Origin of the sequence: Streptomyces sp. NBC_01450, from assembly GCF_036227505.1 — a bacterium.
In the GTDB taxonomy this organism is placed as follows: domain Bacteria; phylum Actinomycetota; class Actinomycetes; order Streptomycetales; family Streptomycetaceae; genus Streptomyces.
The window spans coordinates 3,701,482-3,724,826 of record NZ_CP109480.1 but is presented as its reverse complement, the minus strand read 5'-3'; the positions used below and the strand labels follow the sequence as shown (position 1 = coordinate 3,724,826).

The window sequence follows — 23,345 nt, the reverse complement described above, 5'->3', positions numbered from 1 at the left end:
CCGGGACGCACCGGAACCAGCCTCCCGTAGTCCCCGGCGCCATCCGGCGAAGCGCCCCGGTAGTCTCCCCGGCATGCTGCGCTTTCCCGGTCAGGGCCCCCGCAACCCCGACGACGTGGTCGTCGGCCCGCTGGATCTCGCGGCGCGCGTCGACGAGGCGCTCGCCGTGCAGGCCCTCGCCTTCGGGCTCGGCGCCGACGAGGTCGCCGTACGCCGGCAGATCGTGCTGCGTCACCTTACGTACCCGGGAGCCCGCGCACTCGGCGCCACGACGTCCGACGGACGGCTCGTCGGCTTCGTCTACGGCATGCCCAACGACCGCACCCACTGGTGGTCCACCGTCGTGGAGCCGTATCTGCGCGCCCAGGGTCACGACGCCTGGCTCGACCACTCCTTCGTGATCACCGAGCTGCACGTCCACCCGCACTACCAGAACCACGGCGTGGGCCGGTCACTGATCACCGGCATCACGGACAGCGCCACCGAACCCCGCTCGATCCTCTCCGCCATCGACACCGACAGCCCGGCCCGCGGCCTGTACCGCTCGCTGGGTTACGAGGATCTCGCGCGGCAGGTCCTCTTCCCCAGCGCACCCAAGCCGTACGCCGTCATGGGCGCTCCGCTGCCGCTGCGCAGACGCTGAGCGCCCGGGTCTGCCCTCCGGCCGGGCGACAACCGATTTCCACCGGGCTGGGCCGCCCGGCTAACCTCCTAGCCATCACCCTTACGCAGCAGGAGTCGAGAATCATGGCCCAGGTCCAGCGCATGTCCCGTTTGATGGTCAAGACACTGCGTGACGACCCGGCGGACGCCGAGACGCTCAGCCACAAGCTGCTCGTCCGTGCCGGCTACGTGCGCCGCAACGCCGCCGGTATCTGGACCTGGCTGCCGCTCGGCAAGAAGGTCCTCGACAACATCTCCCGGGTCGTACGCGAGGAGATGGACGCCATCGGGGCGCAGGAGGTCCTCCTGCCGGCCCTGCTGCCCAAGGAGCCCTACGAGGCCTCCGCCCGCTGGGAGGAGTACGGCGACCTCCTCTTCCGCCTCAAGGACCGCAAGGGCGGCGAGTACCTCCTCGGCCCGACCCACGAGGAGATCTTCACGCTCGTCGTGAAGGACCAGGTCGCGTCCTACAAGGACCTGCCGGTCATGCTGTACCAGATCCAGACGAAGTACCGCGACGAGGCCCGCCCGCGCTCCGGCGTGCTGCGCGGTCGCGAGTTCCAGATGAAGGACTCGTACTCCTTCGACACGACGGACGAGGGCCTCGCGGAGTCGTACGCGCTGCACCGCGCCGCCTACCAGAAGATCTTCGCCCGCCTGGGCCTGGACTACCGCATCGTGTCGGCCGTCTCGGGCGCCATGGGCGGCTCGGCGTCGGAGGAGTTCCTCGCGCCCGCAGCGGCCGGTGAGGACACCTTCGTGGACTGCCCGTCCTGCGACTACGCGGCCAACACGGAGGCCGTCACCTTCGCCCTGAAGCCGGTGGACGGTTCCGGTGTCGGCCCGGTCGAGGAGCTGGACACCCCCGACACCCCCACCATCGAGACGCTCGCCGAGCACCTCGGCGTCCCGGCCTCCGCCACCCTCAAGAACCTCCTCGTCAAGGTCGACGGCGAGATCGTCGCCGTCGGCGTTCCCGGCAACCGCGAGGTCGACCTCGGCAAGCTGGGCGAGCACCTCGCCCCCGCCGTCGTCGAACTCGTCACCGCCGAGGACTTCGAGGGCCGCGACGACCTCGTGCGCGGCTACGTCGGTCCGCAGGGCCTGGAGAAGATCCGCTACATCGCCGACCCGCGCGTGGCCCCCGGCACGGCCTGGATCACCGGCGCCAACAAGGTCAACACGCACGCGAAGAACGTCGTCGCCGGCCGCGACTTCGAGGTCGACGACTACCTGGACGTCGTCGTGGTGGAAGCGGGCGACCCGTGCCCCAAGTGCGGCACCGGCCTCAAGCTGGACCGCGCCATCGAGATCGGCCACATCTTCCAGCTCGGCCGCAAGTACGCCGACACCTTCCAGCTCGACGTCCTCGGCCAGCAGGGCAAGCCGGTCCGCGTGACCATGGGCTCGTACGGCATCGGTGTCTCCCGCGCGGTCGCGGCGCTCGCCGAGCAGTCGGCCGACGAGCAGGGACTGTGCTGGCCCAAGGAGATCGCTCCCGCCGACGTCCACGTCGTCGCCGCCGGCAAGGCCCTGCAGACCGAGCTGGCCCTCGACGTGTCGGAGAAGCTGGGCGCGGCGGGCGTGCGCGTCCTCGTGGACGACCGCGCCGGGGTCTCCCCGGGCGTGAAGTTCACGGACGCCGAGCTCATCGGCGTACCGCAGATCCTGGTGGCCGGGCGGCGCTCGGCCGAGGGTGTCCTCGAGCTGAAGGACCGCCGTACCGGCGAGCGCGAGGAACTGACCGTCGACGAGGCGATCGCGCGCCTGACGGCGTGACCGAGGCACTCGAAGTCTGTGATTGAAGCGGTCTCTCAGGGACTTCTTCCGGGGCGCATGAGCGCCTCACGGGCTTCCCTCGGGCTGCTCCCCGACCGTAGGACGTGACAGAGCGTCATTCGGAGGGGAGCAGCCTTGGCGGGCAGTCAGAGCCAGCCGGCGAACTCCAGCAGCAGTTCCGCGTCCTGCGGACGCCCGACCCGCCCCGCCCGTACGCCGGACTCGACCGCCCGGAACAGCGTCCAGCCCCGCAGCCGCTCCTGGTCCACCTCCAGGGACTCGGCGAGCCGCTTCACCCGCCGCCGCGTGATCGACGACCCCGAAGGGGACGCGATCAGGTCCTCCACCCGGTCCCGGACCAGCCGGGCCAGATCGAAGGCGCACTCGCCGACCACCGGGTCCGGGCCCACGGCCAGCCAGGGCATACGCTCCCCGGCGAGTACCTTGCTCTGCCGGAAGGTGCCGTGCAGCAGCCGCTCCTCGGGCGGGTCGGCCAGGAGTTCCTCGCGGGCCGCGAGCGCCGCGTCGACCAGAGGCGCGACCTCCGTGTCGGCGCCCGCCGCCGTCCGCATTGCCTCGGCCTGCCGCCCGGTCCGCTCGGCGACGGTCTCGAAGACATGGGTGGCCGGCGGTTCGACCCACAGCCGCCGCAGCGTCCCGGCCGCCTCCAGCAGAGCCTTCGCCTCCGGCAGCGAACGCACGGACAGATCAGGACGCAGGCGCTCCAACAGCAGTACGCCGTGGGTGTCGGCCTGCGCGTCGGCGGGGTTGAGGAGCTGCACGGCGCCCCGTCCGTCCCAGTGGGCGAGCGCGGCCCGCTCGCTCTCCGGACGGGCCCGCGGCGGCGCCAGCTTCAGGACGGCGGGCGTCCCGTCGGCCTGCCGGACGAGCAGGACGAGGCTGCTGCGGCCGCCGGGCGCCTGCACCCGTTCCACGGTCAACTCGCGTAGATCGACCGTCTGTTGCGCCAGCGCGGGCAGCTTGTCCAGCCACTCGCCCGTCCCGTCGGACCCGCCGGAGCCGTTGGACCCGTTCCGCTGCGTCTCGCCGAGCGCCCGTACCAGGCGCCGCGGCGGTTCGAAGGCCATGCGCGAGTCCATTGCGCGAGTGTTCCTTTCCAACTGGTTCAGGTCGTCCACGTCGTCCACCTCGTCCAGGTCGACCCCACCTGGCTGTCAGGGGCGTGTCACGAAGGTGACGGCGTCGCCGCGACCGGGGTGGCCGAGGGGGCAGCCCGCTCGGCGAGACCAGGGAAGGCTACGCTCTCCCCGCGCCAGCGCACCGCCCGCACCGCCGCCTCCCGCAAGGCCTCGGCGGCCATGCGCCGCCGGTCGCCCGAGGAGGCGCGTACGAGGTCGGAGTACACCCCGGCCACGCGCTCCTCCAAGTCGGCCGCGAGCCGTACGGCCGCGGCGGAGTCCCGTACGTCGAACGGCAGCGCGTACGCCGCGGCCGAGACCTCCGGCTTGCCGCCCACCTCCCGTACGGCGCGCGCCAGCTCGTCGCGCCGCGCCCGATGCGCGTCGTACGCCGACCGGGCCTCGCCCCGGCGACTGTCGTCGATCCTGCCGCCGACGACTCCGTACCCGTAGACGACGGCGTGTTCGGCGGCGAGCGCGGCCTGCAACGCGCCGAGCTCGGCGCCCTTCGTGTCCTTGGGTGTGCTCACTTGGCACCTTCCGTCAGCAGGAACGCGTGTGCGGCTCCGGCCGCGGCCACCGAGGCCAGCAGCCTGGCCAGCTCGCCCGGAACCGCCAACAGGGCCTTCGTCCGCTGGTCCGCCAAGGTGCGCTCGGCGGAGGCGAGATCGGCGAGGGCGTCCTTCTCGGCTGCGGGCACGGCGGGGGAGGGGCTGGGGTGCGCCGAGGCGGAGGCTGACGGTGAGCCGGAGGCGGAGGGGCGGCTGCCGGCGGTTCCGGCGCCCCCGAACGCCTTCGCGTGCCGTACGACCTCCGCCCGCAGTGGCTTCAGCCGGGCCGCCAGCGGGGGATGGGCGGTGATCACGGCGCCGTAGCGTGCCGCGAGCGACTCGCTGTCGCGGGCCGCGCGTGCGCGTGCGCGGTCCTCGGCCGAGGGTCTCCTGTCCGTGGTGTCGGTGGACGGCTCGGGGGCGGAACAGCCCACGAGCACGAAGGTGCCCGCGGCGGAGGCGAGCAGGCTCCTTCGGCGCGGCCCCGAGGGGGTGCGGGGCGGCAGGGTGAACGGCACGGCAGACGTCCTCGGGAGGCTCGTACGAAAGGGAGGGCGGCACGCCCGTGATCACGGTACCCGTGCCCCACTGGATAGCCCCCCAGCGGCTCTCCCCAACCCGTGTCCTCGCCCCCGCCGCCCCCGCTCGCATCTTCAGGACGAGCCCTTCGGGCGATGCGGGAGGCCGGGGCGGAGCCCCGGGGACGGGACGGGCAGGGGCGGCGGGGGCGAGGGAATGGTGGACGGCAACACCCTCCGCGACCGGATACCCTTTGACCAGACACGCGACCAACCCACAACAGCACACGCGGCCGAGGAGTCACCCGGATGAGCACCACCCAGAGCGAGAGGCTGCGAGAACTGCTGGAACCGCTCGTCAGCTCTCAGGGACTCGACCTCGAAGAGGTCGAAGTGGACTCGGTCGGACGCAAGCGTGTGTTGCGTGTCGTCGTCGATTCCGACGAAGGCGCCGATCTGGACGCGATCGCCGATGTGAGCCGCGCGCTCTCGGCGAAGCTCGACGAGACGGACGCGATGGGCGAGGGCGAGTACACCCTCGAGGTCGGAACCCCCGGTGCCGAGCGCGAGCTCAAGGAGCACCGTCACTACGTACGCGCCACGGACCGCCTGGTGAAGTTCCAGCTGGGGGACGGTGGCGAGTTGGTCGCGAGAATCCTCGAAGTGGACGAAGAGGGTGTCGATGTCGAGGTGCCCGGCGTGAAGGGGCGCAAGCCCACCGCCAAGCGGCTCGCCTTCGAAGACATCGCCAAGGCCCGTGTCCAGGTCGAGTTCAACCGTAAGAACAAGAACGAAGAGAACGCAGAGGAGGCGTAGCCGTGGACATCGACATGAGTGCCCTGCGGGGCTTGGTACGGGAGAAGGAGATCTCCTTCGACCTGCTGGTCGAGGCGATCGAGTCGGCCCTCCTCATCGCCTACCACCGCACCGAGGGAAGCCGCCGCCACGCGCGCGTCAAGCTCGACCGGGAGACCGGCCATGTGACCGTGTGGGCGAAGGAGGACCCCCAGGACCTGGAGGAGGGGCAGGAGGCCCGCGAGTTCGACGACACCCCGTCGGGGTTCGGCCGGATCGCCGCGACCACCGCCAAGCAGGTCATCCTGCAGCGCCTGCGGGACGCCGAGGACGACGCGACGCTCGGTGAGTACGCCGGCCGGGAGGGCGACATCGTCACGGGTGTCGTACAGCAGGGGCGCGACCCCAAGAACGTCCTCGTCGACATCGGCAAGCTGGAGGCCATCCTGCCGGTGCAGGAGCAGGTCCCGGGAGAGACGTATCAGCACGGGCTGCGGCTGCGCTCGTACGTCGTCCGGGTGGCGAAGGGCGTACGCGGTCCGTCCGTCACCCTGTCCCGTACGCACCCCAATCTGGTGAAGAAGCTCTTCGCCCTGGAGGTGCCGGAGATCGCCGACGGGTCCGTCGAGATCTCCGCGATCGCACGCGAGGCCGGTCACCGTACGAAGATCGCCGTCCGGTCCACCCGTTCGGGTCTGAACGCCAAGGGCGCCTGCATCGGCCCCATGGGCGGCCGGGTGCGCAACGTGATGGCCGAGCTGAACGGCGAGAAGATCGACATCGTCGACTGGTCGGACGACCCGGCCGAGATGGTGGCGAACGCGCTGTCCCCGGCCCGTGTCTCCAAGGTCGAGGTCGTGGACCTCGCGGCCCGTTCCGCGCGCGTGACCGTCCCGGACTACCAGCTGTCGCTGGCGATCGGCAAGGAGGGCCAGAACGCCCGCCTCGCGGCCCGCCTCACCGGCTGGCGCATCGACATCCGTCCGGACACCGAGCAGCCGTCCGAGGAGACCGCCCGGCGCGGCGCGGACCAGCACCGGGAATAGTTCTGAGCCGCAGGTGGCTTAGATCACGTCAGTTATATGCGCGGCAACTGTTCGATTCTTGCCCCAAAGGGGTGAGGTCGCCGCGGGGAGGTAGACTTAAGAGTGTCTGGCCGGACGCGAGCCCGCGCATGCCCTGAACGCACCTGTGTGGGGTGCCGGGAGCGAGCGGCCAAGACTGATCTGCTGCGGATCGTGGCGGTCGAGGGTGAATGCGTCCCCGATCATCGCGGTACGCTGCCCGGCCGGGGCGTTTATGTGCACCCCGCCCTGGTCTGTTTCGACCTGGCGGTACGCCGCCGGGCGTTCCCTCGGGCGCTGCGTGCCCCGGGATTGCTCGACACAGCGGCGTTGCGCCTCTACGTCGAGCAGGCAACACCGTAAGGAGTGTCGTACGGAGCCCCCGTGCGGCCCTGGTACCCCGCGAGTTGGAAGTAGGTCGAGATTGCGATGAGCACTCGATGAGCACGCGATGAGTACGCCCATGAAGTAGCGACGGTCCGGACGCAACCCGGACCTAAAAGGAGCGAAGTGGCTAAGGTCCGGGTATACGAACTCGCCAAGGAGTTCGGGGTTGAGAGCAAGGTCGTCATGGCCAAGCTCCAGGAGCTCGGTGAATTCGTCCGTTCGGCGTCCTCGACGATCGAGGCGCCCGTTGTACGCAAACTGACTGACGCCCTCCAGCAGGGCAGCGGTGGCGGCAAGCCCGCCTCCGCACGCAAGGCTGCCCCGGCAAAGCCGGGTGCCCCCTCTCCGGCGCAGGCTGCCCGTCCGGCCGCCCCGCGCCCGCCGGCCCCGAAGCCGGCCGTGGCCGAGCGCCCCGCCGCTGCTCCGGTCACTCCGGCTGCGCCGGCTGCCCCGGTTGCTCCGGGTCCGCGCCCGACTCCGGGTCCCAAGCCCGCTCCGAAGCCCGCTCCGGCGGCTCCGGCTCCGGCCGTGCCCGAGTTCACCGCACCCCCGTCGGCTCCCGCGGCTCCGGCGGCTCCTGCCGCAGGTCCCCGTCCGGGTGGCCCGCGTCCCAGCGGCCAGGCTCCGCGTCCCGGTGGTGCCCGTCCGGCCGGTGGTCCCGGCCAGGGTGGTCAGGGTCGCGGCGACCGTCCCGAGCGCGGCGACCGTCAGGGCGCCCCGCGTCCCGGCGGCCAGGCCCCGCGTCCCGGTGCTCGTCCGGCCGGCCCGCGTCCGGGCAACAACCCCTTCACGTCCGGCGGCTCCACCGGTATGGCGCGCCCCCAGGCGCCCCGTCCCGGCGGTGCTCCGCGTCCCGGTGGCGACCGTCCCGGCGGCGCTCCGCGTCCGCAGGGCGCGGGCCAGGACCGTGGTCCCCGTCCCCAGGGCGGTCCCGGCGGCGCTCCGCGTCCGCAGGGCGGTCCGGGCGGTGCTCGTCCGACTCCGGGCGGTATGCCTCGTCCGCAGGGTGGCGCTCCGCGTCCCGGCGGTGGCCCCGGTGGCAACCGTCCGAACCCCGGCATGATGCCGCAGCGTCCCGCTGCGGGTAGCCCGCGTCCCGGCGGTGGCCCCGGTGGCCGCGGTCCCGGTGGCGGTGGCGGTCGTCCCGGTGGTCCCGGTGGCGGCGGCGGTCGTCCGGGTGGCGGCGGCTTCGCCGGTCGTCCCGGTGGCGGCGGTGGCGGTTTCGCCGGTCGTCCGGCCGGTCCCGGCGGTGGCGGCGGCGGTTTCGCCGGTCGTCCCGGTGGTCCCGGCGGTGGCGGCGGTGGCCGTCCCGGCTTCGGCGGTCGTCCGGGTGGTCCCGGTGGCCGTGGTGGCACGCAGGGTGCGTTCGGCCGTCCCGGCGGTCCGGCGCGTCGTGGTCGCAAGTCGAAGCGGCAGAGGCGCCAGGAGTACGAGGCCATGCAGGCCCCGTCGGTCGGCGGCGTGATGCTGCCTCGCGGCAACGGACAGTCCGTCCGCCTGTCGCGCGGTGCGTCCCTCACCGACTTCGCGGAGAAGATCAACGCCAACCCGGCGTCGCTCGTCGGCGTGATGATGAACCTCGGCGAGATGGTCACTGCCACGCAGTCCGTCTCCGACGAGACGCTGAAGCTCCTCGCGGACGAGATGAACTTCGTCCTCGAGATCGTCAGCCCCGAGGAGGAGGACCGCGAGCTGCTCGAGTCCTTCGACATCGAGTTCGGCGAGGACGAGGGTGGCGAGGAGTTCCTCGTCGCGCGTCCGCCGGTCGTGACCGTCATGGGTCACGTCGACCACGGTAAGACCCGACTGCTGGACACCATCCGCAAGACGAACGTCGTCGCGGGCGAGGCCGGCGGTATCACGCAGCACATCGGTGCGTACCAGGTCACGACCGAGGTCAACGACGAAGAGCGTCGCATCACCTTCATCGACACCCCGGGTCACGAGGCGTTCACCGCCATGCGTGCCCGTGGTGCCAAGTCGACCGACATCGCGATCCTCGTGGTGGCGGCCAACGACGGTGTGATGCCCCAGACGATCGAGGCGCTGAACCACGCCAAGGCGGCCGACGTGCCGATCGTGGTCGCGGTCAACAAGATCGACGTCGAGGGCGCGGACCCGGTCAAGGTGCGCGGTCAGCTCACCGAGTTCGGTCTGGTGGCCGAGGAGTACGGCGGCGACACGATGTTCGTCGACATCTCCGCCAAGCAGGGTCTGAACATCGACCAGCTGCTGGAGGCCGTGGTCCTGACCGCGGACGCCTCGCTCGACCTGCGGGCCAACCCGGAGCAGGACGCGCAGGGCATCGCGATCGAGTCCCACCTCGACCGCGGCCGTGGTGCCGTCTCGACGGTCCTGGTCCAGCGCGGCACGCTGCGCATCGGCGACACGATGGTGGTCGGCGACGCGTACGGCCGTGTCCGGGCGATGCTCGACGACAACGGCAACAACGTCGAGGAAGCGGGTCCGTCGACCCCCGTCCTGGTCCTGGGTCTCACCAACGTCCCGGGCGCCGGCGACAACTTCCTGGTTGTCGACGAGGACCGCACGGCGCGTCAGATCGCCGAGAAGCGCGCGGCGCGTGAGCGCAACGCCAACTTCGCCCGCCGGGGTGTCCGGTTCTCCCTGGAGAACCTGGACGAGGCCCTCAAGGCCGGTCTGGTGCAGGAACTCAACCTCATCATCAAGGGCGACGCGTCCGGTTCGGTGGAGGCTCTCGAGTCCTCGCTGCTCCAGCTCGACGTCGGCGACGAGGTCGACATCCGTGTCCTGCACCGTGGTGTGGGTGCGGTCACCGAGTCGGACATCAACCTGGCGACCGGCTCCGACGCGATCGTCATCGGCTTCAACGTCCGCGCCGCGGGCCGCGCGGCGCAGATGGCGGAGCGCGAGGGCGTCGACGTCCGGTACTACTCGGTGATCTACCAGGCCATCGAGGAGATCGAGGCGGCCCTCAAGGGCATGCTCAAGCCGGAGTACGAGGAGGTCGAGCTCGGCACGGCGGAGATCCGCGAGGTCTTCAAGTCGTCCAAGCTGGGCAACATCGCCGGTGTCCTGGTCCGCTCGGGCGAGGTCAAGCGCAACACCAAGGCGCGCCTCGTCCGCGACGGCAAGGTCATCGCGGAGAACCTCAACATCTCCGGGCTGCGTCGCTTCAAGGACGACGTCACCGAGATCCGCGAAGGCTTCGAGGGTGGTATCAACCTCGGAAACTTCAACGACATCAAGGTCGACGACGTCATCGCGACGTACGAGATGCGCGAGAAGCCGCGGGCGTAACGCAGTGGCTTGAGCTGGCCGGCGGTGAGAAGTTCACCGTCGGCCAGCTTGCCGTTTAAGAGATCGCGCAGTTCCCCGCGCCCCTTCTAGGGGCGCGGGCCTGTGACATAGGGGACTCCGCCGCGTGGGCGCGACAAGCCCCCACCGGTCCGCGGGCGAAAAACCCCGGCGAGCATCTCACCCGTTCGTTGTACGGTTCTGATGTCCCTGCCAAGCGCATTGGCAGGCCATCTATCCCGTACCGGCGGGACATCCGGTTACACATGTATGTGGGGACGCTGTCCTTCGATCTGCTCCTCGGCGATGTGCACTCGCTCAAGGAGAAACGCTCTCTCGTCCGGCCGATCGTCGCTGAACTCCAGCGGAAGTACGCGGTGAGCGTGGCGGAGACGGGCAACCAGGACCTTCATCGCAGGGCCGAGATCGGCCTGGCGGTGGTCTCCGGAGACACCGAGCACCTCACCGAGGTACTGGACTGCTGCGAGCGGCTCGTCGCGGCGCGACCGGAGGTGGAGCTGCTGTCGGTACGGCGCAGACTTCATACAGACGAAGACTGACGGAACAAGCAAGGCGAAGAAGGAGACGGACCAGTGGCCGACAACGCGCGTGCCAAGAGGCTGGCGGACCTCATCCGAGAGGTGGTGGCCCAGAAGCTGCAGCGCGGGATCAAGGACCCGCGGCTCGGCACCCATGTCACCATCACGGACACCAGGGTCACCGGGGACCTCCGGGAGGCGACCGTCTTCTACACGGTCTACGGGGACGACGAGGAGCGCGCGGCCGCGGCCGCGGGCCTGGAGAGCGCCAAGGGCGTGCTCCGCTCGGCGGTCGGCGCGGCGGCGGGCGTGAAGTTCACGCCGACGCTGACCTTCGTCGCGGACGCCCTGCCGGACACCGCCAAGACGATCGAGGACCTGCTCGACAAGGCACGGGCCTCGGACGCGAAGGTGCGCGAGGTCTCGGCGGGCGCCGCCTTCGCAGGTGACGCGGACCCGTACAAGAAGCCGGGCGAGGACGACGAGACGGACGGCGACGCCGCGGAATGACGCAGAAGACCAAGACGCCCGACGGGCTTGTCATCGTCGACAAGCCGTCGGGCTTCACTTCGCACGACGTGGTCGCCAAGATGCGCGGGATCGCCAGGACCCGCCGCGTCGGACACGCCGGCACGCTCGACCCCATGGCGACGGGCGTGCTCGTCCTCGGCGTCGAGAAGGCGACCAAGCTCCTCGGGCACCTGGCGCTCACCGAGAAGGAGTACCTGGGGACCATCCGGCTCGGCCAGGACACCCTGACGGACGACGCCGAGGGCGACATCACCTCGTCCGCCGACGCCTCCAGGGTGACCCGGGAGGCCATCGACGCCGGGGTCGCCAAGCTGACCGGCCGGATCATGCAGGTGCCGTCCAAGGTCAGCGCCATCAAGATCGACGGCGTGCGCTCGTACAAGCGGGCGCGCGAGGGCGAGGACTTCGAGATCCCGGCCCGCCCGGTGACGGTCTCCTCGTTCGCGGTGTACGACATCCGGGACGCCGTGGCCGAGAACGGCACGCCGGTGCTCGACCTGGTCGTCTCCGTGGTCTGCTCGTCCGGGACGTACATCCGGGCGCTCGCCCGGGACCTGGGCGCGGACCTGGGCGTCGGCGGTCACCTCACCGCGCTGCGCCGCACCCGCGTGGGCCCGTACAAGCTCGACGCCGCGCGCACCCTCGACCAGCTCCAGGAGGAGCTGACCGTGATGTCGATCGCCGAGGCCGCCGCGGCCGCGTTCCCGCGCTGGGACGTGGACGCCAAGCGGGCCCGGCTGCTGCTCAACGGCGTGCGCCTGGAGATCCCCGAGGAGTACGTGGGGGTCGGCGCCGTGGCCGTCTTCGACCCGGAGGGCCGGTTCCTCGCGCTGGTGGAGGAAGAGAAGGGCAAGGCGAAGAGCCTCGCCGTATTCGGCTGAGGCCGACGCCTCTTCCTGCTCGGGCACCTGCCCGTGGAGCGGCGGTCACGGGGTTTCGTGCCCGCCGCTCCACGGTCCCCCCTCGGTTCCCCCACCCAACTGTGTATCCATCCGCTCTGCCCTATTCACCCCTTCGGGCAGGCGCTCGGAGTGAACCGAGGGAGCGGAAGGGGGCGCGTTTCGTACGTGATCTGTTCCGCTGATCATTTGGCGCCTACCGTCGGGAAAAGGAGCACGGCGCGGGGAGGTTCGAGCATGGCGGGACGGGGCTCGCGGACCGGGAACGAGCAGACACCGGACGACGCCCGCAGCGCGCGGGACGCGTCCCTGGTGCGCGTCTGCGACCTGGCCGGACGTCCACGCGGCACGGGCTTCGTGGCCGACCACCAGGGCACGGTGATCACCAGCCACGAGGCCGTCGAGGGCCTGGCCCGCCTGGTGCTGCACGCTCCCGGTGACCGCAGCTGCGTGGTGACCTCCGACGCCGTGACCCCACTCCCCGAAACCGATCTGGCGCTCGTACGGACCGAGGGTCTCGGCCTCGATCCGCTCCCCGTCACCGTGCGGGAGAGAGTCGGGACCGGCACGTACGTACGGATCGCCGCGGGCGGCTGGCGCGAGGCCCGGGTACTGGGCAGCACCGCCGTGACGTACACGGCGACCGATCGCCGCCATCTCCTCGACGAGGCGATGGAGTTGGCGATCGGCACGGCGGGCGCGGACGCGCTCCGGCCGGCCGGCGGGGCGGCCGGGGGACCCGTCCTCGACGCCTCGACCGGTGCGGTGATCGGAGTGCTCGGCACGGCGCTGCACACCGAGCACCGGACGGCGGGTTTCGCGGTCCTCCTGCGCACCCCCGGCGTCACGGGGCCGCTCGCCGAACTCCTCGACCGCAACGCCGCCACCGTCCCCGCGTACGGGGCCGACCTCAATCCGGCAGGCGTACTCGAACTCACGGCGGCCTCGGTGGGCTCGGACGGCCGCGGGGCCGTGGCCTCGGCGGCCACCGGCGGCGCAGCACCCGCCACCGTCGAACGGGCCGCGGTCGTAAGGGAGTTCGCGGCCTTCGAGAGCGGCCCGGCCGCCGTTCTCGGACTCGTCGGCCCACCCGGCAGCGGCCGTACGACGGAACTCACGGCGCTCGCCGCCCGCCGCACCCGCGGCGCCGAGCCGGCTCCCACCCTCTGGCTGCGCGGCGCCGACCTCCTCGCCACCGACACCTCCGTCGCCGACGCGGCCACCCGGGCGCTGGAGCGGGCGGGGCGGATCCTGGCGGCCCCGGAGGAGGGCGCGCGCCAGGAGCCGTGGGTGCTGCCGTCCGGCAGGTACGAGGGAGAGCTCGGCGACATCGGTCCCGACCGGCTGGCCCGCCTGGCACGGGCCGCCGGACGGCCACTGCTGCTCCTCCTCGACGGACCGGAGGAGATGCCGCCCGACCTCGCCCACCGGCTGCCCGAGTGGACCGAGGGCACGGCCGAGTGGCTGCGGGCGAGCGGGGTGCGGCTGGTCGTCGCCTGCCGTGCCGAGTACTGGGAGCAGGCGGGGGCGGAGTTCCCGGCCCAGTCGCTGCACCGGTCCGGTGCCGACCCGCAGCCGTCGAGTCCGCCCTGCGTCCGGCTGGACGGGCTGACCGAGGAGGAGGCGCGGCTGGTCCGGTCGAGGGCCGGGATCCCCGAGGACGCGCTGGTGGCCGCCGACGCGCGGCATCCGCTGACGCTGCGGCTGCTGGCGGAGGTGTGGGCCACGCGGCCGGACGCGCCGACCCGGCCACTCGACCGCGAGGAGGTCTTCGCCGCCCATCTGGACCTGATGTGCCTGCGCGTCGCGGTCCGGCTCGCGGCGGCCAACGGGCTGCGTGGCACGGCCGTACGAAGGCTCGCCGCCCAGGTCTCCGGCCAGGTGCACGAGGCCGCGCGGCGCTGTCTGGGACCTGGGCAGGGCCGGCTGGACCGTGCGTCCTTCGAGGCCGTCTTCCCCTGGGACACCGCCCTCGGACGCCGCCCGGGCGGTACCACCGGCTGGGCCTCCGCCGTCCTCGCGGAGGGCCTCATGGTCCCCGCCGGGAGCGGCTACCGGTTCGCCCACGAGGAGCTCGCCGACTGGATCCAGGCCACCCACCTGGACCTGGACCCGGCCTTGGACGCCCTGGTCCACCGGCGCCGCGAAGCCTCGTGTGCCGAGCGTGTACCGGAGCAGTGGATGCCCGCCCGCCCGTCGGCCCACGCACGTCCCGTGACGGTGCCGCGCCACCGCATCGGCCCCGTCGTGCAGGCCCTCCTCCTGCTGGCCCGTCACCAGGGTGCCGGTGCGCTGGCCCGCCGCCTCGAAGACCTCGTCGAGGCCATGGACGACCTGCCGCCGGAGGAACACGCCCCGACCGGAGACGCCGCCCCGACCGGAGCCGCCACCCCCACGGGGGACGGCATCTGGTGGGCCACCCACCTCCTCGCCGACGTCCTGGTGCGCCTGCCCGACGCGACCCCGTACGTCAGCGCGCTGCGGCTGCTGGCCGAGCGGATCGTGGCGTGGCGCACCGAAGGCCGGGACGTGCCGGCGGAGTTCGGGCCCTCCTTCTGGGAGGCGCTGCCGCTGCCGGAGGCGGAGCGCTTCGATCTGCTCAGGCACCTGGTCGTCGCGGACGGGGCACCGCGTGCGGCGGGCCCGGCCGAGGACTCCCGCACCGCCTCCGGCGCCCACCGCCGCCGTCCCCCGGAGACCTCGCGCTACCTGGACGCCGTCGCCCGACTCCTCGCCGCCGACCCCACCGCCGTACAACCCCACCTCACGCCCTGGTTCGACGACGACCGTCCGCTGCCCGCCGCGCCTCACGCGACCGTGGCGACCGCCGCGCAGGCCCTGCTGTACGCGCACCGGCGGCGCGCCCTGGACGACCTCGCGGAGGCCCTCGTCGACTGCGCCCACCGGCGCGCGGACGAGCTGCTGGCCGCGCTCGCCGAGGAGGAGCCCTCGGCCGTGTGCCGGGCGGTGGACCGGTGGGCGCACGACGAGCGCCCGGCCCGGCGGGTGGCGGCGATGGCGTACGGGCTGCGCGCCGCGCCGCACGTGCGCGCCGAGGCCGACCGCGAGCTGCTGCGCTACGCGGCGCTGACCCTGCTGGCCCGCCCCACCGACCGCGCACTGCACGGCGGCGCGCTCGGCCTGCTCGTACGGGACCCGTGGACGCGGGCCCGGTACCTGCCGCAAGCGCTGGAGCGCTTCGTCGCGGGCGATCCGCGGCTTCCCGCCAGCGCCCTGGTCGCGGCCCTGAACACGCACCCCGATCCGGTGCTCGACGCCTTCCGGACCCGGCTGCGGCAGCCGGACGCGGACGCCGCGGACGCGCTGCGCACGCTCGCCGACGTCACCACGCCCGCGCTCGCCCGCCGCGTCGGCGTGCTGGTCAGGGAAGTGGTGGAGCTGTGCCCCGAGGCCGCCGCGCACGTGGCCGCGTACGTCGACCGCCGTCTCACACACGGTCCCGCGGCACGATCCGTCCTCTTCCCGCTGGTCACCGGTCTACTGGTCGGTTGTCCGGCCACCGTGCGGGCGGCTCTCGCGGCCGTCCTGGCGGCGCCGGGCGGCCGGGACTGCGGCCCGTTGCGGCGCGAGCTGCTGGACCTGCTGCTCGCGCACGAGCAGGACCCGGCCGTCCTCGGCACCCTGCTGCGGGCCGCCGCGGACGGCGCGGCCCGCCGGGGCGAGGAACCCACCCGTGAGCTGGTGCACCGTACGGGCCTGCTCCTCGTCCGCACCCCCGCCGGAGCCACCGGATTCGACCGCGGTCTGGTCGAGCTCGCCCGCCAGGTCCCCGGCTTCGCGACCCTGGTGGCAGGCTGGCTGACGGGCGCCCCCGAGGAGTGGGCCGGCGTGGTCGGCCCGAGCACCCGCCGCATGATCGAGAGCCTCTCCGGGATACGGGTTCCGGCCTGAACCGTGCGCGATGCGTCACACCCCGATGCCGATGCGAACCGAGCGCACGCGGCATGGCACCCTTAGAGCTGCGAATGAGGCAATCACGGACACGGGTTCGACAAGGAGCGGTCACAGTGCAGCGCTGGCGTGGCTTGGAGGACATCCCCGAGGACTGGGGGCGCAGCGTCGTCACCATCGGTTCCTACGATGGGGTGCACCGCGGACACCAGCTGATCATCAAGCATGCCGTGGACCGCGCCCGTGAGCTGGGCGTTCCCTCCGTCCTGGTGACCTTCGACCCGCACCCGAGCGAGGTCGTGCGCCCCGGCAGCCACCCCCCGCTGCTCGCCCCGCACCACCGCCGCGCCGAGCTCTGTGCCGAGCTGGGTGTGGACGCGCTGCTCGTCCTCCCCTTCACCACCGAGTTCTCGAAGCTGTCGCCCGCCGACTTCGTGGTGAAGGTCCTCGTCGACAAGCTGCACGCCAAGGCCGTCGTCGAGGGCCCGAACTTCCGCTTCGGCCACAAGGCCGCGGGCAATGTCGACTTCCTGCGCGAGCAGGGCAAGACGTACGACTTCGACGTCGAGGTGGTGGAGCTGTACGTGAGCGGATCCGCCGGAGGCGGCGAGCCCTTCTCCTCGACCCTGACCCGGCGGCTGGTCGCCGAGGGCGATGTCGAGGGCGCGCGCGAGATCCTGGGCCGCCCGCACCGCGTCGAGGGGGTCGTCGTCCGCGGCGCCCAGCGCGGCCGCGAGCTCGGCTTCCCCACGGCCAACGTCGAGACCCTCCCGCACACCGCGATCCCCGCCGACGGCGTCTACGCGGGCTGGCTGCACGTCGAGGGCGAGGCGATGCCCGCCGCGATCTCCGTCGGCACCAACCCGCAGTTCGACGGCACCGAGCGCACGGTGGAGGCGTACGCCATCGACCGCGTAGGCCTCGACCTGTACGGCCTGCACGTCGCCGTCGACTTCCTCGCCTACGTCCGCGGCATGGCCAAGTTCGACTCCATCGAGGCGCTGCTGGAAGCCATCGCCGACGATGTGAAGCGCTCGCGCGAGCTGATCGAGGCGTACGACGGGGAGTGACTCGTCGTACGGGGCAGGGGCGCCGGTGCTCTCAAAGGCACCGGGCGCCCCTTTTCACGTACTGAGCGTCCAGCGGCACGCCACCCGCTTCACGTACTGAGTGCCCGTCGGCACCCCGCCTGCTTCACGTCCGGAGCCGTGCCCAGTGGCACGCCACCTGTGCCTCGCCGCTTCCGTCCAGCACCTCCAGGTCCTCGCCCCGGCACGCGTCCGCGACGCTCGCCCGTTCGGCCTCCCCGCTCGCCAGGATCTGGCAGCGCGCGTGGAAGCGGCAGCCGGCGGGGATGCGGGAGGGGTCCGGGGGTTCGCCGGTGAGGACCACCGGCTCGCCCGGGGCCTCCGGGAGGACCGACAACAGGGCCTGGGTGTAAGGATGCCGGGGCGCCGTCAGGACCTTCTCCACCTCGCCCGTCTCCACGATCCGGCCCAGATACATCACCGCGACCCGGTCGGCGATGTTCCACGCCAGCCCCAGGTCGTGGGTCACCACCAGGGCGGACAGGCCGAGCTCGGCGCGCAGCCGCAGCAGCAGGGCGAGGATCTCGCCGCGTACCGACGCGTCGAGGGAGGCCACCGGCTCGTCGGCGACGATGAGTTCGGGCTCCAGGACCAGCGCGCCCGCGATGACGACGCGCTGGCGCTGACCGCCGGACAACTCGTGCGGGTAGCGCAGGAAGAAGCGCTCCGGCGGACGCAGACCCGCCCGGGAGAGGGCTTCGGCGACCGCCGCGCGCTCGTCGCCGCCGTACCGGTGGATGCGCAGTCCCTCGGCCACGGCGTCGTACACCGTGTGCCGGGGGTTGAGCGAGCCACTGGGATCCTGCAGGACCAGCTGGACGCGCTTGCGGTAGGCCTTGAGGGCGCGCGCGGAGTAGTCGAGCGGCTTGCCGTCGAAGGTGACGCGGCCGCCGGTCGGCGGGACCAGGCCGAGCAGGGAGCGGGCCAGCGTCGTCTTGCCGCAGCCCGACTCGCCGACCAGGGCGACGATCTCGCCGGGGCGGATGTCGAGGTCGACCCCGTCGACGGCACGCGCGCGGGCGGCGCCGTGGCGTCCGGGGAAGGCGATGTGCAGGCCCTCGGCACGGAGCAGGGGAGCCGCGGTCACGGCGGTGGTCGTCGTGGTCATGGGGCGCTGCTCCTCGCTTCTTGTGCCGGGGTGCCGCCCGGCTCGGGGACGGTCGCGCCGGCGTGCACACAGGCGGCCCGGTGCCCCGCACCCGCCTCCCGCAGTGCCTGATCCTCGGTCGCGCAGCGGTCCAGCGCCACCGCGCACCGGGGGTGGAACGTACAGCCGGACGGCAGCGCCGACGGGTCCGGTGGATCGCCCGGCAGTCCGCGTGGCGCGAACCGCGAGGCGGCGTCGCCGATGCGCGGGAACGCCGCCGACAGCGCCTTGCCGTACGGGTGCCGGGCCGCGTCGTACACCTGCCGGGCGGGGCCCTCCTCGACGACACGGCCCGCGTACATCACCGCGAGCCGGTCGCAGGTGTCGGCCAGTACCGCGAGATCGTGGCTGATCATGATCAGGCCCAACTCCTGCTCGGCGACGAGGTGTTCGATCAGGCGCAGGATCTGGGCCTGGATCATCACGTCGAGGGCCGTGGTCGGTTCGTCGGCGATGACGAGCCGGGGGTCGCAGGCCAGGGCCATGGCGATCATGACGCGTTGGCGCTGCCCGCCGGACAGCTCGTGCGGGTAGGCGTTCGCGCGGGCGGCGGGCAGGCCGACGTGCTCCAGCAGCTCGGCGGTCTTCTTCTTCGCGCCCGCCGGGGTGGCCTTCTTGTGGAGCAGGATCGGCTCGGCGATCTGGTCGCCGACGCGGTGCACGGGATTGAGGGAGTGCATCGCGCCCTGGAAGACGATCGAGGCGCCCGCCCAGCGGACCGCCCGTACCCGTCCCCACTTCATCGTGAGCACGTCCTCGCCGTCGAGCAGGATCTCCCCGCTCGTGCGGGTGCCCGCGGGCAGCAGCCGCAGCAGCGCGAGCGCCAGCGTGGACTTGCCGCAGCCGGACTCGCCCGCGATGCCCAGCTTCTGGCCCGCGTCGAGGGAGAGGTCCACGCCGCGCACGGCGGCCGCCCCGCCCGCGTACGTCACCTCGAGGTTCCTGACCTCCAGCAGACGCCGCTTCGTCGGAGTGCTCATCGGGTCACCCCCAGCTTGGGGTTGAGGACGGACTCGACCGCGCGCCCGCACAGCGTGAACGCCAGCGCGACCACCGCGATCGCGACCCCCGGTGGCACCAGGTACCACCACTTGCCCGCGCTGACCGCGCCCGCCTCCCGCGCGTCCTGGAGCAGCCCGCCCCAGGACACGACGGTCGGGTCACCGAGCCCGAGGAAGGCGAGGGTCGCCTCGGCGAGGATCGCGGAGGAGATGATCAGGGTGGTCTGCGCCAGCACCAGCGGCATCACATTGGGCAGCACGTGCCGGGACATGATGTGCCAGTGCCCGCCGCCGAGTGCCTTCGCCCGCTCGATGTACGGCCGCGACTCCACGGCCAGGGTCTGGGCACGCACCAGCCGGGCGGTGGTCGGCCAGGTGGTGACGCCGATCGCCAGGATGATCGTGCCGATCGAGCGCGACATCACGGTCATCAGCGCGATCGCGAGCACCAGCGTCGGCATGACCAGGAACCAGTCCGTGATCCGCATGATCACGGTCGCGTACCAGCCGCGGAAGTGACCCGCAGTGATCCCGATGAGCGCGCCGATGGCGACGGAGAGCACGGCCGCGAGCAGTCCGACGAGCAGCGAGACCCGGGCACCCCACACCACGAGTCCGAGCAGATTGCGCCCGAACTGGTCGGTGCCGAGCGGGAATCGGGCGCTCGGGCTCTCCATCGGGCCGCCCGGTGCGTCGGTCACGCTCTGCACGTCGGAGCCGACGGTCAGCGGCGCGGTCAGGGCGATCAGGGCGAAGAGGGCGAGGGCGGCGAGTCCGAAGACGCCCGCCCGGTGGGTGCGGTACTGCCGCCAGAAGCGGGCGGCGGAGTGGCGGCGGCGCTGCCAGGCGAGGGTGCGCGGGCCGACCGCGGTCACCTGCGGGGTTGCTTCGGTCGTCATCGGCCCGTCCGACTCGGTCGTGGTCATCGGCCCACCCGTGGGTCCAGCAGCGGATAGATCAGATCGGCCAGGGTGTTCATCACGATCACCGCCGAGGCGAAGACGAAGAACAGTCCTTGGACCAGCGGCAGATCGGGCACGCTCAGCGCCTGGTAGAAGAGCCCGCCCAGGCCGGGCCAGGAGAAGACGGTCTCGACGAGGATCACTCCCGCGACCGTCCGGCCGAGGTTGATGAAGATGAGGGTGACGGTCGGCAGCAGCGCGTTCGGCACGGCGTGGCGGCGCCGGACGAGATCGTCCCGCAGGCCCTTCGCGCGCGCCGTCGTCAGATAGTCGCTGCCCATCTCGTCCAGCAGCGCCGAGCGTGTGACCAGCAGGGTCTGGCCGTACTCGACGGCGACCAGTGTCACCACCGGCAGGATCAGATGGTGGGCGACATCGAGGACGTACGCGAAGCCCTCCTTGCCGCCGGACTCCATGCCGCCGGTCGGGAACAGGCCCGGGATCGGGCCCATGCCCACCGAGAAGACGATGATGAGCAGCAGGCCGAGCCAGAAGGACGGGATCGAGTACAGCGTCAGGGCCAGACCGGTGTTGAGACGGTCGCTCGTGCGGCCGCTCCGCCAGGCCGAGCGGGTGCCGATGAAGATGCCCAGCGCGGTGTACAGGACGAACGCCGTGCCGGTGAGCAGGAGGGTGTTCGGCAGTGCTTCGGAGATCTTGTCGATGACGGGGGCCCGGAACTGGTACGAGGTGCCCAGGTCACCGGTGAGCGCCTTGCCGCAGTAGTCGGTGAACTGCTGCCACAGCGGCAGATCGAGCCCGAACTCCTCGCGGTAGTGCGCGAGTTGCTCGGCGGAGACCTGTCGGCCGCCCGTCATGTACTTCACCGGATCGCCGGGGATGAGCCGGAAGAGGAAGAAGCTGGTGACGAGGACGGCCAGCAGCGAGACGGCCGCGCCGCCCAACTTGCCCGCCACATACCGTAGATATGCGGTGGTGGTGCGCGCCCGTGGCCCGCGGACCGACGGCCCGGCCTGAGCCGGACCGTCGGTCGCCTCGACCAGCGAGGGTGTTGCCTCAGCGGTCATGAACTACTCATTCGCTCGTACGTTCATGGGGTGCCCGTAGGCGTCGGGGAGACGGGATGGGCTACTCGCGGTCCTCGGCCGTGGCGCGGCGTCGCATCGCGAAGAACGCCCCGACGCCGACGAGAACGACGACGCCCGCGACGATGCCGATGATGACGCCCGTGGAGCTCGAACCGTCGGAGGACGCACCGGAGGCGTCGGCCGGAACCGCCGACCACCAGCTCCAGTAACCGTCCTGGCCGTAGATGTTGCCCGCGGCCTTCGGCATCGTCTCGATCGACTTGATCTGGTCGGTGCGGTAGGCCTCGACCGCGTTCGGGTACGCCATGACGTTCATGTACCCGGTGTCGTACAGCCGTGACTCCATCTGCTGGACGATGTCCGCCCGCTTGGCGGTGTCGTACTCGGCGAGCTGCTGGTCGTACAGCTCGTCGTACTTCTTGTCGCAGATGAAGTTGTCCGTCGCGCCGGTGTCCTTGGGGGTGGCGGGCAGGGCGGCGCAGGTGTGGATGGACAGCACGAAGTCGGGGTCCGGGTTGACGGACCAGCCGTCGAAGGCCAGGTCGTACTTGCCGGCCAGCCAGGGGTCGGTCACGTTGTCGAGGCAGTCGAGGGTGACGCCGATGCCCAGCTTGCCGAACCACTCCTTCACGTACTGTCCGACCGCCTTGTCGTTCGGGTCGGTGGCGTGGCACAGGATCCGGTAATCGATCGGCTTGCCGTTCTTCTCGACACGCTTGCCGTCGGCGTTCTTCTTGTAGCCCGCCGCGTCGAGGAGCTGGGCCGCCTTCGCCGGGTCGTACGCGAGCTCCTGGCTCGCGGACGGCTTCCAGTGGTACGTGGAGAAGCGCGGCGGGATGTATCCCGCGCCCTCGACGGCGTGTCCCTGGAAGACCTTGTCGATGAGGGTCTTCCGGTCGATGGCCATGAAGAGCGCCTGGCGCACCTTCTGGTTCAGCAGCGACTCGGCGCCGTCACCGAAGTGCTTGCCGTCCTTGGCCTGGGCACCGGGGTTGGTGGCGAGGGCGTAGAAGCGGCGGCCGGGGGCGTCGTTGACCTTGATGTTCGGCTCGCCCTTGAGGGACGCCGCCTGGGCGGGAGTCAGCGCGGGGGAGCCCGCGACGAAGGAGACCTCACCCTTGCGCAGGGCGGCCACCGCGGCGTCCTGGTCCTTGAAGTACTTGAAGACCAGCTCGTCGAACTTGGGGGCGCCACGCCAGAAGGTCTTGTTCGGCTTCAGACGCACATAGCTGTCGGGCTTGTAGTCGGTCAGGACGAACGGCCCGTTGCCGACGATCGGGAAGCTCTGGTCGTTGTTGAACTTCGAGAAGTCCTCGACCTTCTCCCAGATGTGCTGGGGGACGATCGGCACGTCGAGCGCGCCCATGGTGGCCTGCGGCTTCTTCAGCTCGATGACGAGCTGGGCGGGGCTCGGCGCGGTGACCTTCCTGAAGTTGGTGACGAAGCTGCCGTTGGCGGTGGCCGCGCCCTGGTCCGTCATCATCTTGTTGAACGTCCACGCCGCGTCCTCGGCGGTGGCCTGCTGTCCGTCCGACCACTTGGAGTTCGACCGGATCGTGTAGGTCCAGGTGAGCTTGTCGGCGGACGGCTCCCACTTGGTGGCCAGGCCCGGGATCGTGTGGTTGTCCGCGGGGTCGTAGTTGGTCAGGTACTCGTACATGAGCCGGTGGATGCTCGTACTGAGCAGGCGCGAGGCCAGGAAGGGGCTCAGCGAGTCGACGCTCTGCGCGACCGCGACGGTGAGGACCTTCTTGCTCGCCTTGGCCTGCTGGCTCGCCTTGGCCTGGGCCTGGGCCTGCTGTGGGGCCGGGTTGAGCGGGGTCGCGAGACCGGCGGTGAGAGTGAGCGCGGCGGCGGCTGCGGCGGCGAGGAGCCGTGGGCGCAGACGTCTTCTGTTGGGCTGATCGTGTCTGTTCATGGGTCGGTGACCTCGCGTCATCGCTCGCACGGGGATGGCTGGTTGACCTTCAGGATCAGGGTGATCGGGGGACGCCGGCGGGATTGATGTGTGTGTCTATCAGCGGGGGTCTCCGCACGTCAACGGC

19 protein-coding genes are annotated in these 23,345 nt (G+C 71.7%); 11 read left to right on the top strand and 8 right to left on the bottom strand.

Going from position 1 to position 23,345, the window contains the following annotated elements; translation table 11 throughout:
* Positions 1–73: 73 nt before the first annotated feature.
* Together OG568_RS16590 and OG568_RS16585 are read left to right on the top strand one after the other, a co-directional pair.
* Positions 74–643, top strand: a complete 570-nt coding sequence (locus OG568_RS16590) for a GNAT family N-acetyltransferase (RefSeq protein WP_329532145.1) — start codon at positions 74–76, stop codon at positions 641–643.
* 104 nt (positions 644–747) lie between these two features.
* Positions 748–2,442, top strand: a complete 1,695-nt coding sequence (locus OG568_RS16585) for a proline--tRNA ligase (RefSeq protein ID WP_329532144.1) — start codon at positions 748–750, stop codon at positions 2,440–2,442.
* Between the two features lie 146 nt (positions 2,443–2,588).
* Here OG568_RS16585 and OG568_RS16580 read toward each other — a convergent pair whose 3' ends face one another.
* From OG568_RS16580 to OG568_RS16570, 3 genes are all read right to left on the bottom strand, one after another.
* The gene (locus OG568_RS16580; RefSeq protein WP_329536371.1) at positions 2,589–3,530 is read right to left on the bottom strand and encodes an aminoglycoside phosphotransferase family protein; all 942 of its coding nucleotides are present in this window, start codon (positions 3,528–3,530) and stop codon (positions 2,589–2,591) included.
* Positions 3,531–3,628: 98 nt separating this feature from the next.
* A complete protein-coding gene (locus OG568_RS16575; RefSeq protein WP_266586307.1) occupies positions 3,629–4,111 on the bottom strand; it encodes a ferritin-like domain-containing protein in 483 nt (160 codons plus the stop codon).
* Positions 4,108–4,650 carry a hypothetical protein gene (locus OG568_RS16570; protein ID WP_329532143.1) on the bottom strand — a complete coding sequence of 181 codons (543 nt, stop codon included), beginning with the start codon at positions 4,648–4,650 and terminating at the stop codon, positions 4,108–4,110. Before OG568_RS16570 ends, OG568_RS16575 begins: the two co-directional genes overlap by 4 nt.
* A gap of 309 nt (positions 4,651–4,959) precedes the next feature.
* Between OG568_RS16570 and rimP the strand changes: the two genes are divergently transcribed.
* The 9 genes from rimP (at position 4,960) to OG568_RS16525 (ending at position 17,123) form a co-directional block, all read left to right on the top strand.
* Positions 4,960–5,466: a ribosome maturation factor RimP gene (rimP, locus tag OG568_RS16565; protein WP_266430698.1), complete on the top strand. Its 507-nt coding sequence runs from the start codon at positions 4,960–4,962 to the stop codon at positions 5,464–5,466.
* Between the two features lie 2 nt (positions 5,467–5,468).
* A complete protein-coding gene (nusA, locus tag OG568_RS16560; RefSeq protein WP_266430695.1) occupies positions 5,469–6,491 on the top strand; it encodes a transcription termination factor NusA in 1,023 nt (340 codons plus the stop codon).
* 102 nt (positions 6,492–6,593) lie between these two features.
* Positions 6,594–6,872, top strand: coding sequence for a YlxR family protein (locus OG568_RS16555; protein WP_329532142.1), 279 nt, complete (start codon positions 6,594–6,596; stop codon positions 6,870–6,872).
* A 147-nt stretch (positions 6,873–7,019) separates the two neighbouring features.
* Positions 7,020–10,175, top strand: coding sequence for a translation initiation factor IF-2 (gene infB, locus OG568_RS16550; RefSeq protein ID WP_329532141.1), 3,156 nt, complete (start codon positions 7,020–7,022; stop codon positions 10,173–10,175).
* A 263-nt stretch (positions 10,176–10,438) separates the two neighbouring features.
* Positions 10,439–10,732 (top strand): DUF503 domain-containing protein, encoded by a 294-nt coding sequence (locus OG568_RS16545; protein ID WP_329532140.1) that lies wholly within the window; start codon positions 10,439–10,441, stop codon positions 10,730–10,732.
* Positions 10,733–10,765: 33 nt separating this feature from the next.
* Positions 10,766–11,221, top strand: a complete 456-nt coding sequence (gene rbfA, locus OG568_RS16540) for a 30S ribosome-binding factor RbfA (RefSeq protein WP_266430683.1) — start codon at positions 10,766–10,768, stop codon at positions 11,219–11,221.
* Complete coding sequence (gene truB, locus OG568_RS16535) at positions 11,218–12,123, top strand: tRNA pseudouridine(55) synthase TruB (protein WP_329532139.1); 906 nt, start codon at positions 11,218–11,220, stop codon at positions 12,121–12,123. Before rbfA ends, truB begins: the two co-directional genes overlap by 4 nt.
* 255 nt (positions 12,124–12,378) lie before the next feature.
* A complete protein-coding gene (locus tag OG568_RS16530) occupies positions 12,379–16,053 on the top strand; it encodes a serine protease (RefSeq protein ID WP_329532138.1) in 3,675 nt (1,224 codons plus the stop codon).
* Between the two features lie 116 nt (positions 16,054–16,169).
* Complete coding sequence (locus OG568_RS16525) at positions 16,170–17,123, top strand: bifunctional riboflavin kinase/FAD synthetase (RefSeq protein ID WP_329532137.1); 954 nt, start codon at positions 16,170–16,172, stop codon at positions 17,121–17,123.
* Between the two features lie 124 nt (positions 17,124–17,247).
* Here OG568_RS16525 and OG568_RS16520 read toward each other — a convergent pair whose 3' ends face one another.
* From OG568_RS16520 to OG568_RS16500, 5 genes are all read right to left on the bottom strand, one after another.
* Entirely contained in the window at positions 17,248–18,249 is a 1,002-nt protein-coding gene (locus tag OG568_RS16520) for an ABC transporter ATP-binding protein (RefSeq protein WP_329532136.1), read from the bottom strand.
* Positions 18,246–19,268: an ABC transporter ATP-binding protein gene (locus OG568_RS16515; protein ID WP_329532135.1), complete on the bottom strand. Its 1,023-nt coding sequence runs from the start codon at positions 19,266–19,268 to the stop codon at positions 18,246–18,248. Before OG568_RS16515 ends, OG568_RS16520 begins: the two co-directional genes overlap by 4 nt.
* A complete protein-coding gene (locus OG568_RS16510; protein ID WP_443077666.1) occupies positions 19,265–20,215 on the bottom strand; it encodes an ABC transporter permease in 951 nt (316 codons plus the stop codon). The genes OG568_RS16515 and OG568_RS16510 overlap by 4 nt, the downstream gene beginning before the upstream one ends.
* A complete protein-coding gene (locus OG568_RS16505) occupies positions 20,212–21,279 on the bottom strand; it encodes an ABC transporter permease (RefSeq protein WP_329363686.1) in 1,068 nt (355 codons plus the stop codon). The genes OG568_RS16510 and OG568_RS16505 overlap by 4 nt, the downstream gene beginning before the upstream one ends.
* A 61-nt stretch (positions 21,280–21,340) precedes the next feature.
* Complete coding sequence (locus tag OG568_RS16500; protein ID WP_329532134.1) at positions 21,341–23,218, bottom strand: ABC transporter substrate-binding protein; 1,878 nt, start codon at positions 23,216–23,218, stop codon at positions 21,341–21,343.
* Between the last annotated feature and the right edge of the window lie 127 nt (positions 23,219–23,345).

Coding starts and splice junctions, on each gene's coding strand:
- OG568_RS16590 (WP_329532145.1), top strand. CDS start 74: ATGCTGCGCTTTCCCGGTCAGGGCCCCCGCAACCCCGACGACGTGGTC.
- OG568_RS16585 (WP_329532144.1), top strand. CDS start 748: ATGGCCCAGGTCCAGCGCATGTCCCGTTTGATGGTCAAGACACTGCGT.
- OG568_RS16580 (WP_329536371.1), bottom strand. CDS start 3,530: ATGGCCTTCGAACCGCCGCGGCGCCTGGTACGGGCGCTCGGCGAGACG.
- rimP (WP_266430698.1), top strand. CDS start 4,960: ATGAGCACCACCCAGAGCGAGAGGCTGCGAGAACTGCTGGAACCGCTC.
- OG568_RS16545 (WP_329532140.1), top strand. CDS start 10,439: ATGTATGTGGGGACGCTGTCCTTCGATCTGCTCCTCGGCGATGTGCAC.
- truB (WP_329532139.1), top strand. CDS start 11,218: ATGACGCAGAAGACCAAGACGCCCGACGGGCTTGTCATCGTCGACAAG.
- OG568_RS16530 (WP_329532138.1), top strand. CDS start 12,379: ATGGCGGGACGGGGCTCGCGGACCGGGAACGAGCAGACACCGGACGAC.
- OG568_RS16520 (WP_329532136.1), bottom strand. CDS start 18,249: ATGACCACGACGACCACCGCCGTGACCGCGGCTCCCCTGCTCCGTGCC.
- OG568_RS16515 (WP_329532135.1), bottom strand. CDS start 19,268: ATGAGCACTCCGACGAAGCGGCGTCTGCTGGAGGTCAGGAACCTCGAG.
- OG568_RS16510 (WP_443077666.1), bottom strand. CDS start 20,215: ATGACCACGACCGAGTCGGACGGGCCGATGACGACCGAAGCAACCCCG.
- OG568_RS16505 (WP_329363686.1), bottom strand. CDS start 21,279: ATGACCGCTGAGGCAACACCCTCGCTGGTCGAGGCGACCGACGGTCCG.
- OG568_RS16500 (WP_329532134.1), bottom strand. CDS start 23,218: ATGAACAGACACGATCAGCCCAACAGAAGACGTCTGCGCCCACGGCTC.